We start from the raw sequence: 19,216 nt of genomic DNA on the forward strand, positions 1-19,216 counted from the left end.
GGGTGAAATGNAATTAAGTAATTTGATGAGTTTTGTGAATTTTACTTATCAAAACGTGTCAAGTTGTTCTTAATGGGTGATTTATGGTTGCTAATAGTACCAGCAAAGCCATCATGTTAGCTGGACGAAGAATACTCTGTGCGCAGTTAACTTTGGGAATATTATTCATCATTGGTGTGTTTTTCTCTCAAGGTAAATTGAGTGCTGAGTCTGCGTGTATTGGAGTTATTATCGCAATTCTCCCTTCCTATTTAGGGATGGGGTTAGCGTCTATTAAATCGAGGTCTCAACCTACGAAGAGCCTTCGAGACTTAATGAAATTAAGTCGTCGGACAAAGTTGATATATACAATTTTATTGTTTGTCTTAACTTTTAAGTTGTTGTCTCTTCACAATGTAGTCGTTTTGATCGCATTCAGTGTCGCGATGCTTGGGCATTTCGTTACACCACTGATGGCTGGTCAAGATGAAGGGAAGGCATAGATGGCAAAAATTGAAACCGCTCATGAGTATATTGAGCACCACTTAACTTTCCTGACTCAAGGGGAAGGTTTTTGGGGTATCAATATCGACTCCATGTTTATGGTTTGGTTGCTCGGTCTCATTTTTATACTCTCGTTCCGCTATGCGATTAGCAAAAGTACGAAAGGAGTGCCAAGCCGTTTTCAGTGTCTTATTGAGTTAATATTTGAGTTTGTAGAAAACCTATGTAGCGAAATATTTCAGTCAAAAGATCGTTTAATTGGTCCTTTGTCATTAACTATTTTCGTGTGGGTATTATTGATGAATGCTATCGATTTATTACCAGTCGATTTAATTCCTCAATTTACTCAAGCCATAGGTATAGGGCATTTCCGTGCACTACCATCCGCGGATGTAAATATTACGATGTCGATGGCGTTATGTGTATTTGTATTAGTTATTGGTTACACACTTAAAAGTAAAGGGATTACAGGCTTTATCAAAGAGTTAACAACTCAGCCTTTTACTTCACCGTTCTTGTATCCTGTTAACTTTGTTTTGGAAATGGTAACTCTAATCTCCAAACCTATATCTCTAGGATTACGGTTATTCGGTAATATGTATGCTGGTGAAATGATCTTCATTCTAATTGCATTATTACCTTGGTGGATTCAATGGGCATTAAGTGTTCCATGGGCTTTATTCCACGTATTAATAGTAATTCTACAGGCATTTATTTTCATGGTATTGACCATCGTATATTTGGCGATGGCAGTGGAAGAAAACCATTAATTTTTAGTTCAATTTAACTTATTAAATCTTTGATTCAATTCTAGGAGTTGTTATGGATATCGTTAGCGCAGTTCTATATGTAGCCGGTGCACTACTGATTGGTCTAGGTGCAGCAGGGGCTGCATCTGGTATCGGTAACCTAGCGGGTAAATATCTTGAGGGTGTCGCGCGTCAACCTGATTTGACCCCAATGCTTCGTACCCAATTCTTTATCATGATGGGTCTTGTGGACGCGGTTCCTATGATCGGTGTTGGTATCGGTTTGTACATCATCTTCGCTGTAGCGTAATTCAAACTAACCGAAACTAATAACGTTATAGATGTGAGGGTGCTATGAACATTAATGCAACAATGCTTGGCCAAGTGATTTCCTTTGTGATTTTCGCATGGCTCTGCATGAAATACGTATGGCCACCACTCGTCAAACTGTTGGATGAACGCCGCGCAGAAATCGCTAAAGGTCTGGAACATGCAGACGATGCAGCGAAAGAGCTGGAGCTGGCAAAAGCTAACGGCGCTACTTTGGTTGCTGAAGCTCGTGATAAAGCTAAAACTCTCGTTGATCAAGGCAAACAACGCCAAGAGAAAATGATTGAAGAAGCAGTCGAGCTGGCCAATAAAGAAAAAGCCCGCATTATTGCAGAAGGGCAGGCGGAAATTGAAACAGAACGTAATCGCCTACGCCAAGAACTGCAAGCGGAAATGGCTGACATGGTAATCGAAAGTGCGAGTAAATTAATTAGCCGTAATCTCGATAGCGAAGCGAATCGTGAGCTTGTTAATCGCTTCATCAAAGAGCTGTAGGGGGTGAGCATGTCTGAAGTGACAGAAATTGCTCAACCATATGCAAAAGCCGCCTTTGACTACGCAAAAGACAATGATGCGTTAGCTGATTGGCAGCAGATGCTTGAGGTCGTTGGGGTGGTATTAGAACAACCTACCGTTGCCCAATTGATCGCCGAGTTGGATGGAGAAGGTTCAGAAGATCAAGTACTTCAACTGCTGTTACACGCAGGGGGAGAATGGTTTAACGAATACTTCGAAAACTTTCTCAAAATCATGGCTGAGAACAGACGTTTATCCGCGTTGACCGAAGTGATTGACCAATTCCGCGCATTACAAGCGGAGTTTGAGAAAACAATGAATGTCACAGTATGCGTGTCTGAGTTACTTGGTGAAGATCAATTGACGCAGATTACCGAAGCGTTAAGCAATAAATTCGGAAAAACCGTCGTGCTGGAACAACAAATTGATCCATCCCTAGTAGGTGGTGTGGTGATTAAAGCCGATCAAATGGTCTTTGATGGCAGCGTCATCTCTAACATCGGCCGCCTCTCGACCAACCTACATGCGTAATGGGGTAAAGAAATGCAATTAAATTCAAATGAAATTAGTGAATTAATCAGAGAGCGTATCGTTAACTTCGATCTTGCTACTGAAGCAAAAAACGAAGGTACAATCGTTTCTGTAAGTGACGGTATCATCACTATCCACGGTCTATCAGACGTGATGCAAGGTGAAATGATCGAACTCCCTGACAACCGCTTTGCACTGGCGCTAAACTTAGAACGCCACTCTGTTGGTGCCGTTGTTATGGGCCCTTATGCTGACCTTTGCGAAGGGATGAAAGTGAAGGGTACTGGTCGTATCTTAGAAGTGCCAGTGGGTAATGAATTGCTTGGCCGTGTAGTGAACACACTAGGTCAACCAATCGATGGTAAAGGCCCTATTAAAGCAAAACTTAACAAACCTGTTGAAGTGATTGCACCTGGGGTTATCGACCGTAAATCAGTAGACCAACCAATTCAAACGGGTTATAAAGCCGTTGACGCGATGATTCCTATCGGTCGTGGGCAACGTGAATTGATCATCGGTGACCGTCAAACGGGTAAAACAGCCATGGCGATCGATGCGATCATTAACCAAAAATCATTGGGTGTTAAAAGTATCTATGTGGCGATTGGTCAAAAAGCATCAACCATCGCTAACGTGGTACGTAAACTGGAAGAGCATGGCGCGCTAGACAACACTATCGTTGTGGTTGCCTCTGCGTCTGAAGCAGCTGCGCTGCAATACCTAGCGCCTTATTCTGGTTGTACCATGGGTGAATACTTCCGTGACCGCGGTGAAGACGCGTTAATCGTATACGATGACTTGTCAAAACAAGCCGTGGCTTATCGCCAAATTTCCTTGCTACTAAAACGCCCACCAGGTCGTGAAGCGTTCCCTGGTGACGTATTCTACCTCCACTCTCGTCTACTAGAACGTGCAGCGCGAGTGAATGAAGGATACGTAGAACGCGTAACTAACGGTGAAGTGAAAGGCAAAACGGGTTCATTAACGGCGTTGCCAATCATCGAAACTCAAGCGGGTGACGTATCAGCGTTCGTACCAACTAACGTAATTTCGATTACTGATGGTCAGATCTTCCTACAAACTGAGTTGTTCAACTCTGGTCTACGTCCAGCGGTTGACCCAGGTATCTCAGTGTCTCGTGTAGGTGGTGCAGCACAAACCAAGATCATGAAAAAATTGTCAGGTGGTATCCGTACTGCATTGGCGCAATATCGTGAATTGGCAGCGTTCGCACAGTTCTCATCTGATTTGGACGAAGCGACTCGTCGTCAGCTAGACCATGGTGAAAAAGTGACTGAACTGATGAAACAGAAACAGTACTCACCAATGACTGTGGCTGATCAAGCAGTGGTTATCTTCTCAGCGGAAAAAGGTTTCTTAGACAGTATTGAGCTAGGCAATCTTGGTCAATTTGAAGAAGAGTTACTTTCTTACGCTCATCAAAATCAAGCGGAATTAATGGCTCATTTAAATGAGACTGGCGCTTATGGCGATGAAGAAGAAAAACAACTGTTTAGCTTATTGGAATCGTTCACTGCACTGCAATAACGGTAAAGCGTAATTAACTAGGAGGCCTTTATGGCAAATTCTAAAGAGATTCGCACCAAGATTGCTAGTGTTCAGAGTACCCAAAAAATCACCAGTGCGATGCAAATGGTTGCTGCCAGTAAAATGCGTAAAGTGCAGGAAAACATGGAAGCATCGCGCCCTTACGCGAAAAATATGCGTAAGGTAATCAACCACGTATCAAGCGGGACCTTGGAATATACTCATCCATTCCTGCAAGAGAGAGAAGTTAAGCGTGTTGCTTACGTAATTATCTCTTCTGATCGTGGTTTATGTGGTGGTCTTAACGCCAACCTCTTTAAGAGTGTGCTCACTGATATGAAACAGTGGCAGGAAAAAGGCGTTGAGGTGGATACCACGTTGATCGGTTCAAAAGCCATTAGCTTTTTCCGTTCAATAGGGAATGTGATTGCACAGACATCCGGTCTTGGTGATAAGCCAAAACTCGAAGATTTGCTCGGTACGGTCAACGCCATGCTTGAGCATTATTCCGAAGGTAAGATTGATCGTCTGTACTTAGTGTTCAACCAATTTGTCAATACCATGGTGCAAAAACCACGCGTACTGCAAATGTTGCCTTTCCCTAAAGAAGACACTGAACGCAATAAAGAAACTCGTTGGGACTACATCTACGAACAGTCTCCTCAAGACATACTCAACCATCTGATTCACCGTTACGTCGAATCACTGGTTTATCAGGGTGTGGTTGAGAGTATCGCTTGTGAACAAGCCGCGCGGATGATGGCAATGCAATCAGCGACTGACAACGCAAGTCAGTTGATTGATGACCTTGAACTGGCATTTAACAAAGCCCGTCAGGCAGCGATCACCAATGAGTTGACGGAAATTATTTCCGGTGCAGCAGCGGTTTAGAGAGAGAAATTTGAGGTTTTAATTATGAGTATTGGCAAAATCGTCAAAGTCATTGGCGCGGTTGTCGACGTTGAGTTCGAACAGAACCAAGGTCCGCGTGTTTATGATGCGCTGAAAGTGCTCGGTGGTGCTGACGCGTCATTGATGCTTGAAGTACAGCAACAGTTAGGCGGCGGTGTGGTACGTTGTATCGCAATGGGTACGTCTGATGGTCTAAAACGTGGCATTCAGTGCGAAACCACTGGTGGCCCAATTGAAGTACCTGTTGGTGAAGAAACCCTAGGTCGTATCATGAACGTATTGGGTAACCCAATCGATGAATGTGGTCCTATTGGTGAAAAACTGAAATACGGGATTCACCGTGAAGCACCTAGTTACGAAGAGCAATCTAACTCGACTGAGCTTTTAGAAACCGGTATCAAAGTTATCGATTTGATTTGTCCATTCGCTAAGGGTGGTAAAATCGGTCTGTTCGGTGGTGCGGGTGTTGGTAAAACCGTTAACATGATGGAACTTATCAACAACATCGCTAAAGCCCACTCTGGTTTGTCCGTGTTTACTGGTGTAGGGGAACGTACCCGTGAAGGTAACGACTTCTACTACGAAATGAAAGACGCTGGCGTACTGGACAAGGTTGCGATGGTTTACGGTCAGATGAACGAGCCACCGGGCAACCGTCTTCGTGTTGCGTTGACTGGTTTGACTATCGCTGAACGTTTCCGTGATGAAGGCCGTGATGTACTGTTGTTTGTCGATAACATCTATCGTTACACCTTGGCAGGGACAGAAGTATCTGCACTGCTAGGTCGTATGCCATCTGCGGTAGGTTACCAACCTACATTGGCAGAAGAAATGGGTGTGCTTCAAGAACGTATTACGTCAACTAAATCTGGTTCTATCACGTCTATTCAAGCGGTGTATGTTCCCGCCGATGACTTGACTGACCCATCACCAGCGACCACGTTTGCTCACTTGGATGCAACCATTGTATTGTCTCGTAACATTGCAGCACTTGGTTTGTACCCAGCGGTAGACCCATTGGATTCGACTTCTCGTCAATTGGACCCATTGATTGTTGGTCAAGAACACTACGATGTTGCTCAACGTGTACAGATGACTCTGCAACGATACAAAGAGCTAAAAGACATCATCGCTATCTTGGGTATGGATGAACTTTCTGAAGAAGATAAACGTTTGGTGTCTCGTGCACGTAAAGTTGAGCGTTTCCTGACTCAGCCATACCACGTAGCAGAAGTGTTTACAGGTCAGCCTGGTGTATTCGTGTCATTGAAAGACACCATCTCAAGCTTCAAAGGTTTGTTAGATGGTCAATACGATGACATTCCAGAACAAGCGTTCTTGTACTGCGGTACGATTGACGAAGTGTTGGAAAAAGCGAAAACACTGTAATTATCAGGAGGCATTATGGCTATAGGTGTAACGCAAAATACGTTTCAATTGAGCGTGGTTAGCGCGGAACGCACTTTGTATACCGGTCCGGCGCATGCGTTAGCTATTGCCGGTGCTGATGGTGAGTTAGGGATTCGTCCTGGACACTCACCACTGATCAGTAAAATTAAGCCTGGCGTGGCGCGTATTGCTGGTAAGTTGGATCAACCAGAAGAGATTTTGTACATCTCAGGTGGTTTGGTCGAAGTTCAGCCAGACAGCGTCACTGTGCTTGCAGATACCGCGCTTCACGGTACTGAAATTGATAAAGCACGTGCTGAAGCTGCCCGTAAGACTGCGGAAGAGAATATTCGTCAGTCTGGCGGTGACATGAGCTTCTCTCAAGCGCAAGTTGAACTGACCAAAGCATTAGCACAGCTACGCGCTGTAGAATTGGCGAGTCGGACACGCAAGAAACGTTAAGATCGTTAGTTTTACTTTTGCATGTAAAATCAAGGCACGCCATGGCGTGCCTTGTTGTTTTAAGCCTTATGTCAGGCCATTACACATCAAACTGATTCAGCTGTTCTTTCACTTGTTTTACTTCCGAAGAGTAGTTGGTCACGATGTTGTTCATATCTTGCGCAAGATTTCCGGTGTGCTCGGCGATACCAGATAGAGTATCAATGTCGCGGTTAACTTCTTCACTTGCTTTCGATTGCTCTATGGTGGCGTTAGCGATGCTGTTGATATGTGAATTCACAGAATCAATCACCGATTCGAGTTCATCAATACTGCCTTTTACCGTGTTGACTGAGTTGAATGTATCGTCGGTGGCAGCTCGACTTTTGGCCATATTTTCAACGGCCATTTCCGTGTTGTTAGTCATATTTCCCAGCAATTCACTAATGTGTTCGGTCGCTTCTTTACTGCGTTGAGCCAAATCACGAACCTCGGTAGAAACGACGGCAAATCCACGGCCATGTTCACCCGCTCGGGCGGCTTCGATAGCGGCATTCAGCGCCAGCAAATTGGTTTGTTCTGAAATACCATTGATGGTTTCGACAATTTTTCCTACGCTATCTGCATCTTTTTCGAGCTCTTGCATACAGGCCTGAGTCTGTTCTATTTGCTCGACTAACGCTTCAACAGCTTTAAATGAGGAGACACTTTGAGTCTGGCAGGCACTGATTTTATCGTTCATTTCCTGAGTTTCTTCTAATGCGCGTTCAGAAGAGTGAGCGATTTCAGTACTGGATTGAGATAATTCGGTCATTGCAGCAGCGATATTGGTACATTTGGCGGTTGTATTAACACTACTATTACCGAGATCTTTGGCGCTTTGAACGATCTGTTTCAATCGATCGCTACTGTGGTTATTAGTACTTATGACGTTTTTCAACAGATCGCGGACGCTCAAAATCAGGGTGTTGATACTATTAGAAACCTGCGCTGTTTCATCTTTGCCATCACTTTGAAAGCTATGAGTGAGATTGCGATGTTGTGCCATATTGGCCAGTTCACTATTGAGTAACCCAATCCGCTGTTTTAAATCGCTAATAACAATGAACAATACAATTATTAATACCAGCCCACCAAGGATACTTGCCACAATTAGAAGCATCTCATAACGCGTTGCGGTATTGATTTTATCTTGCGTTAAAGATTGCATATCTTTTTGCAGGGTATTACGCACTTGGTTTATTTGTTTAATACGTTCCGTCGCTAAAGCAAACCATTCCGTTGCGGCAGGGCCTTGTAATGCATCGAGTGTATTTTTTTGGGTAAGATATTGATTTTGGATGTCGGAAACTTGCTTCCACGTGTTGCTTTGAATGACTTGCTCGAATTGAGCCAAGGCCGATGGGGGCATAGTTAACATCGCCTGCCGAGTTGCGTAATCAGCCGATTTGATGTAATCCATGACGGCAACATATTGCTCTATATTCGAAGATTTGCGGGCAAATGCGCCATTTAGAGCCCCACGCACTTGTCCTGCCCGCTCTTTAATTTCCATGATGGATAATAAAGACTTACCTAAGGTCGCGACGTCGACACTTTCAATTTTGCTGAGCAAAATACTCGCATTATTAATCGCAAGGCGGTTCAAATTAGAGTAATAGGCAAAAGGCGAGATCGTTGGCGACAGTGAATTGACTTGATTACGTACCTCGACCAATTTACCGAGTTCAGCCGACACGTCTTGTTGCAAGTCGTGGGCAAACTTGGGGGAAATGAAGGCCACATTAAATTGATTAAGAGCTTGGATAGCTTGATCGACTTTTTTTCGTTGAACTGCCAGTGCATCGACTTGTTCCTGCTTACCTTTGGAACCTAACATACCTGCGGTAAGGCCACGCTCGACCGCAAGGTTGTGTGCTAAGTTGTCGTACACAATCATTAGGTTAACTGTTTCGTTGTCGTACTTTGTATGCTCAGCTGTTCGGTCAAACTGACGTATCTCAGAGACAGAAAGTGCGATACTAATCAAAATAGGTAAGCCTGCTAAGATAGTGACCAGTTGGTAAAGGGGAAATTGTCTAAAGAATTTTTTCATCCTGATACCTGACATTTATCGCAGAGGCTGTAAGTTCAGCAAAGAGAACGCGGCCCTGCGTTATCGTTTTAGTCCTTAATGTTTGCATCACGCTAACACTGTCTAAGCTTAATTGTAGACAAGGTTAAAAAAGAACCAAGTTGCACAAGGAAATAATCTTAAGTAATCAATTATGGGTGGACTTTTTTCGGTTAACTGTTTCAGTTATGGGATTTTTTAGGCAAGATAGGCTCTCTAAGCCATTTATACCCAAATGACCTCAAGATGCAGAGCTTCATCAACGAGCTTAGGTTAAGCTCAATCACGGCAGGAATAATGATCCCCTTGCCATGTTATTTGGGTCAATACAGAAGAGTTAACTCAATAAGGAATTTATGGATATCAAAACATTGCTCGAGCAAATCACCATTTCAGCGGATAAGATTCAATTTAAAGAGGTCATCGCTTCTATCGAATCTGCTTATGAGTTTACTCCCGTCGCTTTTACGAATGGCAATGTTGAAAATGCCGAGGGACAAAACCAAGGGTCGTGCAAAATTTTTGCCTTTGCCAAATTGCATGGATTAACTCCAGAACAGACGATTGCTTGCTTTGGTGAAATTTATCGTGATGAGGTGCTTGCGCAACCGACCGCCGATAACCATCAAAATATTCGTCAGTTTATTGCCAACGGTTGGGAAGGTGTGACGTTTGCAGGTGAAGCGTTAAGTCCAAAAAAATAACGGATTCGATATATACCCAAATGACCTCAAGATGCAGGATTCAGAGCTTCATCAACGAGCCTAGGTCAAGCTCAATCACGGCAGGAATGGTCATTCCCTTTTAACGTGATTGGGCGCAGAAATAGGTTTGTTGATGAGCTCCCGAAGGGCGAGTTTTATTCGCTCCTAGGCTGTGTTACTGATTTTCTACGTAGAATGACTATGTCTTCAAATCAGTGCCTTGCCTAAGAGCGAATACATTCTCGCTGAAACAGCATCTTGAGGTTACTTGGGTATAACACTTATGAAAGCCGCGAAGTTAACACTTTGCGGCTTTTTGCTTCAGGCGATTGGCTGTTTAGTCAGACAATCACGACATAAGCAGGATTCTGTTTCTAAGCCGAGCATAGGCTCACGTTCTTCTACTGAAAAACACCAGCAGGTGGACTTGCCTGCTGCGATATCACATTGCGCTGGTTTTCCACAAGAAGGGCAGGTGTGAGTAGAGATTTCCCCCGCCAATTCACTCATCAACTTAGCTCTTTCTCTCTCATCTAACTCTTTCCAGCTTACAATTTCGTCGATAGTGCGTTTGCATCCAGAGCATATACCACCAGCATTTTTACAAGCAGCAATGCAAGGGGTGGTGATGGGGTTCGTCATAATCGTCTCTTATTCTAATTTATGGCTCTATGTGGCCGATTGTCTCAGTAACGTTAGCGCAGAGTATAACCAGCGTATTGGACTATGCGAAATTTTCTTTTTACCCTTGCTTCATTACGGGATTAACACTATTATTAATGCAAATGAGAATTAGTATCATGTAGGTGTTTTATGTTAGTGACAGCCATCGCCATCATATTTGTCATCAGTTTAGGGATTAAGCTGACTTTAAAAACAGAATGGATCGCGCTTTCAGCTCTATGTTTATTAGCGATATTTGCGTTAGAACCAGAACAAGTACTCCCTGTCTTTGCCAGTATTTTTCTCTTGGCACCTTTTTTCGTGCATTTTAGACGATCTGATACAACGAAAGGTGTTTTCATGGGATTTATGGTGTGTATAAGTGTCATGACTTCGGTAGTGACTTATATGGTTTAAAGAGAATTGTTATAAATTTAATGAATTTAAATCAGTCACTTATTGGGTTATTGTTCGATAAAAACCTTAAATTTTGTGATGTTAATTCAAGTTTGTAAGTTAGGAGAGGTGAAACGTTTTCTTTCGTTGTTGATATGTCTGTAGATGCTTATAATTGTCGCCCAATAAAATAATAATTTTATAAACGTAAGTTATCGTTTTCCAGGGCAAAAGGACTCTATATGCGTATCAATCGATTAACCCTACAGTCGCGGCTGATCATCGCGGTGGCTATTCCCTGCATTGCAGCGTTGTGTGTTGCAATAACCAGTCTTTACTCTATGTCTTTAATGCAACATCGAGCATCCGAATTGTATTTAAATACCGCCAACCCTATGCGCGCTGTCGCGGAAGCTGCATCTAGAATTCCGCGCATGAGGGTGGGAATCGATATGATGTTACTACAAGAAACGTCCTTAAAAGATGCCAAAGGTATATTAACTAGGGTGCAAGAGACGCGTAACGAAGATATACCGCAAATGAGCGATGCGATGAATAGAGTTGTTGAAGCGCAGGTCGATCCTTTATTGAAAAAGAAAGCTGAAAAAATTCGCCAACAATTTAATACAATGGTCAGTGATGATTTAACACCGCTGTTAGCTGCTTTCGAGCGGGGTGACATTGACCATGCCAAAGCCATCTATCGTGATCAATATGCCAAGCATTATAGCGCAATACGTCACGCTTCCGACATCTTGCTCAATGACTTATTAAAGCAAGCAGAACACCAAAATCGTTTAAGTTATGAAGAATATCAAAGCGGTAAAGTGATTGAGATAGCGCTTATTATCATCGGGTTAGTCATTTCTATCGTCACCGCGTGGGTTATTATCACTCACCTGCGACAACGGGTTGATATTATTAAATCCACCCTGATTGATGCCGCGCAAAACTTAGCGCTTAATCACCGAATCGATCTCGATGGACGTGATGAGTTGGCCGATATAGCACGCAGTTTTAATCAATTCATCGAAAAATTACACAGTACGATTGATCAAGTCGCGGCGCAGTCAAGAGAGCTGGGTGTGATGGCAAAAGATGTCGCAAAACGCTCTCATCAAACGCAAAGTAACTGCACTTCACAACGCGATCGTACCCTGCAGGTGGCAACCGCTATTAATGAGTTAGGTGCAACGGTCAGTGAAATTGCCAATAATGCTGCTCAAGCCGCGGATGTGGCAAAAGAAGCAACGGAACGTTCCGGTGAAGGGCAAAACGTGGTCGGCCAAGCGCGTGAACAAATTGGGTATTTATCGCATGAACTGACCGAAGCAAATAGTGTGGTGGATTCATTAGCGAAACAAGTCGCAGTGATTAGTACGACTCTCGATACTATTCGTAGTATCTCTGATCAAACCAACTTGCTGGCGCTTAACGCTGCCATTGAAGCGGCACGAGCCGGTGAGCAGGGACGTGGTTTTGCTGTGGTTGCCGATGAAGTCCGCACCTTAGCAAGCCGTTCGGCTCAATCCACATCCGAAATTCAGGCAGTGATTGATTCGTTACAAAATGAATCTAAATTGGCGGTCAATGCGATGGATAATGGCCAGCAGCAAAGTCAGAAAGTCGTAGATTTTGCGAATAGTGCCACACAGGCGTTAGCGACAATCAATACCCATATTCATGACATTAGCGATCAAAATATCCAAGTTGCAACCGCAACAGAAGAACAGTCTACGGTGGTTGAAGATATTAATCGTAATGTCGAGGATATTAATCAACTGACTAACCAAACAGCAGAGTTTGCCTCACAGCTCAATCAAGCGAGTGGAAATTTAGATCTGGTGTCTGGTGAGCTGGATCGGTTAGTTGCACAATTTAAGCTTTAGAACAGAAACTTATATAAGCGATTTATATTGTTTGTGTAAGGACAATAAACTTTTGGTGATAATGGCCAAAATAATAAGTTTATTAGATGCTTACTGCTGATTAAAATGACAAAAACAGCATAGATAACTAACCATATAGAGTTCACAGAGGAAGACTATTTAACGGTATATAACTAATAGTAATAACATATTAATAAATTTTATGTGAGATATTGATACTCTGCGTTAAACGTGGTTTATTGATGCCAGTTGTAGTTGTTAGGAAGTAATTATGTGCCGTTGGCTTGCCTATCAAGGCGTCCCCATTTATCTCGATGAATTAGTTTACGAACCAGAGCATTCACTGGTTCACCAAAGTCTAGAAGCACGTAAAGCCGTGACACGCGTGAATGCTGATGGGTTTGGTTTGGGTTGGTATACGGATGAAAGAGAAACTCCGGGACAATTTCATGAAGTGTTACCCGCATGGAGTGATGATAACCTGAGATCGTTGACTCACCATATAAAGTCGCATCGGTTTATGGCCCATGTGCGTTCCTCTACTGGAACTCAAGTATCTCGTTCAAACTGCCATCCGTTCATTGATGATCAGTGGATGTTTCTGCACAATGGTCAAATTGGTCAATTTGAAAAAGTGAAGTGGGAGCTGGAAAAGCATTTACCAGAAGAGCTCTATATAAAGCGCAATGGCACAACAGATAGTGAATTGATCTTTTTATTGATGATCAAAAATGGTTTACGTGATGATCCTATTGCCGCAATCAATATAACCATCAGTGAAATTGAAGATGTTATTGCTGATAAAGGCGTGACTGAACCATTTCGCGCTTCAATGTGCATCTCTGATGGACAGAGTTTTTGGGTTGTGCGCTACAGCAGTGATGGCCATCCACCGACTGTATTCACTAAATGCTGTGAGAGAGGTATGGTGTTGGCGTCTGAGCCGCTTGAGAGCGGTCGTGCTTGGCATATCATGCAAGAACAAACCATTATCCATGTACAAGCGTGTGAATTAACCACTTACCCCATCACTTTGCTTAAATCCTGTGCTTAGCGCCTTACTCATGGGTTAACACTGCTTTTTTCTCGACATGATGCACTGCCCAAAAGCAGTGCATCTCTTTTTGTGTCCCAATTTGATGTTAAATTCAGGTTGAGTTTTGGCTAAATTAACGCCAGTTTGTTGTAAAAAACTGCAACTTTTCTGCCGAAAGACTTCTATCTAACCAATTGACTTAACTAAGGCTTTGAATCCTATTGCGATGGGGGATTGGCAACGGTATAGTACCAGTCATAAATGAGAATAAGTATCAAAATCTATAGCATTTGAACAATGTAAGGAACCTTTTTATGAAAGCGTCGACGAGTGTTGCCATTTTAGGGCTTTTGGCTGCCTTTTCTTCCCAAGCAAGTACCGTTACCATTCAACACGAACTAGGGAAAACGACTCTAGAACAACAACCGAAACGAGTTGTGGTGATCGGAATAGGGGCGTTAGACGCCATCGATGCTTTCGGTATTAAACCTGTTGCCGTATCAAAAGTGGGTTTTATGCCTGACTTTTTAAAGAAATATCAAGGTGAGCAATATGGTTCGGCTGGATCACTGTTCGATCCAGATTTTGAAAAAATCTATTCTGAAAAACCCGATTTGATCATCATTGGTCCGCGAGCGGCCAAAGCGTACAAAGAATTATCAGACATCGCGCCTACTATCGTATTTGGTAACGTTGATACCACCGATTACTGGAAAAATACCCAACAGCAATGGCGTAACTTAGGCAAAATTTTTGCTATTGAGCCAAAGGTCGATGCAAAAATTGCTCAATTAGATAAAGAATTCAAACAGATCAAAGCGTATAACCAAGCACACCATGAAGATGCCATGACGGTCTTGTCGACTGGCGGTAATGTGAGTACTTTTGGTGAAAAATCACGGTTCTCTTCTGTCTATGAAGACTTTGGTTTTACGCCTACGGTGAAAGTGAAGCAGAGTAATCGTCACGGTGATTTGATCTCTTACGAATATATTCGTGAACACAACCCACAAACCCTATTTATTATTGACCGCGACAAACTGGTCAATAAAGGTAAAAGTCATACGCATGAAGACTTTGAAAATGCACTCGTTAAAGAGACGGACGCATACAAACATCATCGTGTCACCTACTTAAATCTCAATGCTTGGTATTTGGGGGTTGCTGGTGTGCATGCGACTGAGCAGATGATTGCTGATATGCAGCAAGTGGTAAGTGTTAAATAACGATTTGTCATAGGCCCACTTCAATCGGTGGGCCTTGTTGTAATAGCTCTATAGAGGTTTTGTGTGAAAAAGCTATTATCCGCATTAATCTTGCTTAGTATCGCGTCTCTCTTCGTCGGCGTTGGTGACGTTTCCTTTTCTGCGCTCATGGCTGGTGATTCATTAGCATGGCAGCTTTTTGTGACGAGCCGTGTTCCGCGCTTAATCGCGATTTTGCTTTCTGGTGCAGGTTTAAGCATTGCAGGACTTATTATGCAGCAGGTCAGTCAAAACCGTTTTGCTGCGCCATCCACATCCGGCACGATTGAGTGTGCCATGCTGGGCTATGTGCTGAGTTTGGTGATATTTGGTGATGGTAACAACATCTGGCTGATCTTTTTGGTTTCAATGGCTGGCACGTTGGTCTTTGTTCAGTTTATCAATCGTATTCAATTTAAAAACGCCATTTTCGTACCATTAGTGGGTATCATTTTTGGTAATGTGGTCTCTTCAGCCGCAACATTCATTGCTTATAAATACGATGCGGTACAAAACCTGATGGGCTGGGGGGTAGCGAACTTTGCTAATTTGCTGCAGGGGGATTATGAGCTGCTCTATATCGCCATACCCATTGCGATTTTTAGCTATTTGTACGCCGCTCGAATCTCTGCTGTTGGTATGGGCAAAGATTTTGCGGTCAATTTGGGTTTGAATTATCAGCAAGTGTTGGTGATTGGCGTCTGTTTGGTGTCCATGATGTCGGCAACCGTGGTCATGATTGTGGGTCAATTGCCATTTTTGGGCTTGATCGTCCCTAACTTAGTGAGCAGTTTTTGTGGAGACAACTTGCGGCGTAATATTCCCATCAGCGCAGCCTGCGGTGCGTTACTAGTGCTGGCGTGTGATTTAGTGGGTCGAGTGATTATTTTCCCGTATGAAGTGCCTATTTCAATGATTATTAGCATTCTAGGCGGTATTGCCTTTATTACCTTAATCCTGCGAGGTCAAAAGCATGCAGGATAGAACCAAGCTGGTTATATTAGTTGTTGTCTCGTTAGTATTTGCGGCACTGTTTATCTGTATCGGTCTAAATGCAGACAACTACCATTACTTTTTGTCACGTAGAGCACCTAAGGTCATCGCCATGACTTTAGCCGGCATTGCGATTGCTCAGTCTTCGTTAACGTTCCAAACCATTACCAATAACCGGATTTTAACGCCGAGCATTATGGGGTTTGACTCCTTGTATATGCTGACCCAAGTATTGGTGGTGGTGCTGTTTGGTGGAATGAGTTTTTACTCCGTCAACGCTTATGCGAATTTTACGATTGCCATGGTCGTTATGCTGGGCTTTTCATTTTTGTTGTTTGCTTTTTATTTTCGTGGTCAGCAGCGAAATTTGATGGTGTTATTATTGCTTGGTGTGATTCTCGGGGCTTTATTTGGCAATGTGGCTTCATTCTTGACAATGTTAATGGACCCTAACGATTTTGCTACCTTGCAGTCAAATATGTTTGCAAGTTTCAACAATATTAATGTCGACCTAGTGTATTTAACTGCACCATTATTAATTGTTGTCGCCTTTTTATTATTTCGAATGCATAGAACGCTCGATGTGTTTTGGCTTGATCAGGATAATGCTATTGGGCTAGGAGTCGATGTACGAAAAACAACCAGAAATGTATTGTTATTGAGTGCCATTTTAATTTCGATATCGACAGCGCTGGTTGGGCCAATTATGTTTTTCGGTTTATTGGTTACCAATTTAACGCGTGAATGGTTTAATACTTTCCGCCACCGTACGTTATTATTCGCCTGTTCAGCGATGTCGGTATGTGCGTTATTGTCTGGTCAATGGGTGGTAGAAAAAGTATTTAATTTTGGCACAACAATCAGTGTTGTCATTAATTTCATTGGTGGCGTCTACTTTTTAACGCTACTGATTCGTAACAAAGTGGTTTAAGCATGATTCAATTACAGAAACTCACAAAATTATTTGGCCAACATACTGTTGTTGATAAGGCGAGTGCTGAGTTTGAAAAGGGCAAAGTGACGTCGATTATTGGCCCCAATGGGGCTGGTAAAAGTACATTGTTGTCCATGGCGAGTCGCTTAATTGCTCGCGATGAAGGTGATGTATGGATTGATAGTAAGCCATTAGTTGATTGGGATACGAAAGAACTCGCTAAGCGTCTCTCTGTTTTGCGTCAGGCAAATACGATTACCATGCGTTTTACTATCCGCGAATTAGTCTCTTTTGGCCGTTTCCCTCATTCACAAGGTAAACTGACGGCAGAAGATGAAAAAGTCATCGACCAGTCTATCGAATATTTAGGCATCAAAGATATTGAACATAAATACTTAGATGAATTGAGCGGTGGTCAACGACAAATGGCTTTTATTGCGATGGTAATGGCCCAAGATACCGATTATATTTTTTTAGATGAGCCACTTAATAATTTAGATATTAAACACTCTTTGAAGATCATGGCGACAATTCGAAAACTTGCACATGAGTGGAATAAATCTGTGGTTATTGTTATTCACGATATTAATTTTGCTTCTTGTTATTCCGATTCGATTATCGCATTAAAGCGCGGAAAAGTGGTGGCAAATGGTGCGGTCAATGAGGTGATTCAAGAATCGGTGTTAAGCGATATTTATGAAACGCCATTTAAAGTCATTGAGCAGGATGGTAAAAGGATGTGTTTATATTACACATGATGAATGAATCCCATTAAATTTAATTATTTACTCACACAATAATTCACCACGATTTAACCATCGTGGTGAATTTTTTATGTGTGTGGTTGATTAATGAATGTTTAAATTTGGGCCGAGAAAAAATTCATTTCTTGTCAGAGATCAAGAAAAAAACAAATGAATTGCAGAAAAAATTAAAACAAAGTTGAAAGATTCAAAAATTATTGAATAATGGGGACTACAAAACGGAGAAGCGCTTAGCTTCAAAACCATACTCAGATACAGGATATAGCACCATGTCGAATTCTTACGTGTTGGTCATCAACTCTGGTAGCTCTTCGCTAAAATTTGCTGTCATTGATCCAGAAAGCGGTGATGCAGTCGTTAGTGGCCTCGGTGAATGCTTCGGTTTGCCAGAAGCAAACATTAGCTGGAAATACCAAGGCGAGAAAACAAAAGAAGAGATCCCAGCTGGTGGCGATCATCATCAGTATGCGTTTGAACGTATTGTTAAATTGCTAGATTCTATTGGTTTGAGTGAACAGTTCGTTGCTGTTGGTCACCGTGTTGTTGCTGGTGGCGAAGCGTTTAAAGGCACTGTTCGTGTTGATGAAGAAGTGGTAGCAGAAATTGAGCGTCTTGCTGAGCTTGCTCCTCTTCATAACAAAGCCAATGCAGCGGGTATTCGCGCAGCAATGGAAGTGTTCCCATCACTCCCTCAGTTCGCTATTTTCGATACAGCTTTCCACCAAACAATGCCTGCGAAAGCATACATGTATGCAGTTCCTCACGAAGTGTATGACGAATACAAAGTTCGTCGTTACGGCGCACATGGTACTAGCCACTATTTTGTAAGTCGTGAAGCGGCAAAAGTGTTAGATAAACCAGCGACAGAGTGCAATATCATTACTGTTCACTTAGGTAATGGTGCATCCATCACTGCGGTTAAAAACGGTGAAAGTGTTGATACCAGCATGGGCTTAACTCCGCTTGCTGGCCTTGCTATGGGTACTCGCTGTGGTGATTTAGACCCAAGTGTTATTGAATTCTTAATGCGTAAAGGTTGGGATCAAGAAAAAGTCTTTACCACGTTAAATAAAAAATCTGGCTTGTTAGGTATTTCTGGTACAACAAGCGACATGCGCGGCATTTTAGAAGCGTGTGAAGCAGGTGACGAAGCAGCGCAACTTGCTTTTGACGTATTTACATACCGTGTAGCGAAATACATTGGTTCTTACCTAGTTTCAATTGGTGATTTAGACGCGATTGTCTTCACTGGTGGTATCGGTGAAAACTCATTACCTGTACGTCACGCTGTTCTTGAATACTTAAAAGTATTTGGCTTTGTTGAAGATCAAAAAGGTAATGAAGATGCTCGCTTTGGTGCTTCAGGTCAAATTGCTGCGTCTGAAATGCTTGGTGCGATTGCATTAGTGATTCCAACTAACGAAGAGTTAGTCATTGCTCAAGATTGTGTAAATTTACTGTAATTGCTCCACAACGGCAGTAAAACTTAATCCCTTCCTCTACCCCGATTGAGAAAGGGATTTTCCTCTCAGCCCAAATCCTCAGTGATTTGGGCTTTTTTTTCGTCGTTCATTTGATGAA

20 protein-coding genes are annotated in these 19,216 nt (G+C 42.7%); 18 read left to right on the forward strand and 2 right to left on the reverse strand.

Annotated elements, in window-relative coordinates:
• Positions 1–83: 83 nt before the first annotated feature.
• Genes F9817_RS11000 through F9817_RS11040 form a run of 9 tightly spaced genes read left to right on the forward strand, consistent with a single transcriptional unit; the run spans position 84 to position 6,920 of the window.
• The gene (locus F9817_RS11000) at positions 84–482 is read left to right on the forward strand and encodes an ATP synthase subunit I (protein ID WP_161155453.1); all 399 of its coding nucleotides are present in this window, start codon (positions 84–86) and stop codon (positions 480–482) included.
• Positions 483–1,253, forward strand: coding sequence for a F0F1 ATP synthase subunit A (gene atpB, locus F9817_RS11005; protein WP_161155455.1), 771 nt, complete (start codon positions 483–485; stop codon positions 1,251–1,253).
• Positions 1,254–1,305: 52 nt separating this feature from the next.
• The gene (gene atpE / locus F9817_RS11010; RefSeq protein ID WP_004730405.1) at positions 1,306–1,542 is read left to right on the forward strand and encodes a F0F1 ATP synthase subunit C; all 237 of its coding nucleotides are present in this window, start codon (positions 1,306–1,308) and stop codon (positions 1,540–1,542) included.
• Between the two features lie 44 nt (positions 1,543–1,586).
• Positions 1,587–2,057 carry a F0F1 ATP synthase subunit B gene (locus F9817_RS11015; protein WP_161155457.1) on the forward strand — a complete coding sequence of 157 codons (471 nt, stop codon included), beginning with the start codon at positions 1,587–1,589 and terminating at the stop codon, positions 2,055–2,057.
• Between the two features lie 9 nt (positions 2,058–2,066).
• The gene (locus F9817_RS11020) at positions 2,067–2,609 is read left to right on the forward strand and encodes a F0F1 ATP synthase subunit delta (RefSeq protein ID WP_161155459.1); all 543 of its coding nucleotides are present in this window, start codon (positions 2,067–2,069) and stop codon (positions 2,607–2,609) included.
• Between the two features lie 12 nt (positions 2,610–2,621).
• A complete protein-coding gene (gene atpA / locus F9817_RS11025; RefSeq protein ID WP_161155461.1) occupies positions 2,622–4,157 on the forward strand; it encodes a F0F1 ATP synthase subunit alpha in 1,536 nt (511 codons plus the stop codon).
• Positions 4,158–4,187: 30 nt separating this feature from the next.
• Positions 4,188–5,048 (forward strand): F0F1 ATP synthase subunit gamma, encoded by an 861-nt coding sequence (gene atpG / locus F9817_RS11030; RefSeq protein WP_161155463.1) that lies wholly within the window; start codon positions 4,188–4,190, stop codon positions 5,046–5,048.
• Between the two features lie 24 nt (positions 5,049–5,072).
• On the forward strand, positions 5,073–6,458 hold the full coding sequence (atpD, locus tag F9817_RS11035; protein WP_161155465.1) for a F0F1 ATP synthase subunit beta: 1,386 nt from the start codon (positions 5,073–5,075) through the stop codon (positions 6,456–6,458).
• 15 nt (positions 6,459–6,473) lie between these two features.
• Positions 6,474–6,920 carry a F0F1 ATP synthase subunit epsilon gene (locus F9817_RS11040; protein ID WP_161155467.1) on the forward strand — a complete coding sequence of 149 codons (447 nt, stop codon included), beginning with the start codon at positions 6,474–6,476 and terminating at the stop codon, positions 6,918–6,920.
• Between the two features lie 79 nt (positions 6,921–6,999).
• Here F9817_RS11040 and F9817_RS11045 read toward each other — a convergent pair whose 3' ends face one another.
• Positions 7,000–8,994: a methyl-accepting chemotaxis protein gene (locus F9817_RS11045; RefSeq protein ID WP_161155469.1), complete on the reverse strand. Its 1,995-nt coding sequence runs from the start codon at positions 8,992–8,994 to the stop codon at positions 7,000–7,002.
• A gap of 374 nt (positions 8,995–9,368) precedes the next feature.
• On the opposite strand from F9817_RS11045, the gene F9817_RS11050 reads away from it, so the two are divergent.
• Positions 9,369–9,716: a HopJ type III effector protein gene (locus tag F9817_RS11050; RefSeq protein WP_161155471.1), complete on the forward strand. Its 348-nt coding sequence runs from the start codon at positions 9,369–9,371 to the stop codon at positions 9,714–9,716.
• A gap of 321 nt (positions 9,717–10,037) precedes the next feature.
• Here F9817_RS11050 and F9817_RS11055 read toward each other — a convergent pair whose 3' ends face one another.
• Positions 10,038–10,346, reverse strand: coding sequence for a cysteine-rich CWC family protein (locus F9817_RS11055; RefSeq protein ID WP_161155588.1), 309 nt, complete (start codon positions 10,344–10,346; stop codon positions 10,038–10,040).
• A gap of 183 nt (positions 10,347–10,529) precedes the next feature.
• Between F9817_RS11055 and F9817_RS11060 the strand changes: the two genes are divergently transcribed.
• The 8 genes from F9817_RS11060 to F9817_RS11095 all read left to right on the forward strand — a co-directional run bounded on the left by F9817_RS11060 (position 10,530) and on the right by F9817_RS11095 (position 19,098).
• Positions 10,530–10,796, forward strand: coding sequence for a hypothetical protein (locus F9817_RS11060; RefSeq protein WP_161155473.1), 267 nt, complete (start codon positions 10,530–10,532; stop codon positions 10,794–10,796).
• 221 nt (positions 10,797–11,017) lie between these two features.
• Positions 11,018–12,664, forward strand: coding sequence for a methyl-accepting chemotaxis protein (locus F9817_RS11065; protein WP_161155475.1), 1,647 nt, complete (start codon positions 11,018–11,020; stop codon positions 12,662–12,664).
• 271 nt (positions 12,665–12,935) lie between these two features.
• Positions 12,936–13,718: a class II glutamine amidotransferase gene (locus F9817_RS11070; RefSeq protein ID WP_161155477.1), complete on the forward strand. Its 783-nt coding sequence runs from the start codon at positions 12,936–12,938 to the stop codon at positions 13,716–13,718.
• 296 nt (positions 13,719–14,014) lie between these two features.
• Positions 14,015–14,926 carry a siderophore ABC transporter substrate-binding protein gene (locus F9817_RS11075; protein WP_161155479.1) on the forward strand — a complete coding sequence of 304 codons (912 nt, stop codon included), beginning with the start codon at positions 14,015–14,017 and terminating at the stop codon, positions 14,924–14,926.
• A 63-nt stretch (positions 14,927–14,989) separates the two neighbouring features.
• Positions 14,990–15,928 carry an iron chelate uptake ABC transporter permease subunit VctD gene (gene vctD, locus F9817_RS11080; RefSeq protein ID WP_161155481.1) on the forward strand — a complete coding sequence of 313 codons (939 nt, stop codon included), beginning with the start codon at positions 14,990–14,992 and terminating at the stop codon, positions 15,926–15,928.
• Positions 15,918–16,868 (forward strand): iron chelate uptake ABC transporter permease subunit VctG, encoded by a 951-nt coding sequence (gene vctG / locus F9817_RS11085; protein WP_161155483.1) that lies wholly within the window; start codon positions 15,918–15,920, stop codon positions 16,866–16,868. The genes vctD and vctG overlap by 11 nt, the downstream gene beginning before the upstream one ends.
• Before the next feature lie 2 nt (positions 16,869–16,870).
• A complete protein-coding gene (gene vctC / locus F9817_RS11090; protein WP_161155485.1) occupies positions 16,871–17,629 on the forward strand; it encodes an iron chelate ABC transporter ATP-binding protein VctC in 759 nt (252 codons plus the stop codon).
• A 275-nt stretch (positions 17,630–17,904) separates the two neighbouring features.
• Positions 17,905–19,098, forward strand: coding sequence for an acetate/propionate family kinase (locus F9817_RS11095; protein WP_161155487.1), 1,194 nt, complete (start codon positions 17,905–17,907; stop codon positions 19,096–19,098).
• Positions 19,099–19,216: the final 118 nt, after the last annotated feature.

This window comes from Vibrio eleionomae (assembly GCF_009874545.1).
Lineage (GTDB): Bacteria > Pseudomonadota > Gammaproteobacteria > Enterobacterales > Vibrionaceae > Vibrio > Vibrio nitrifigilis.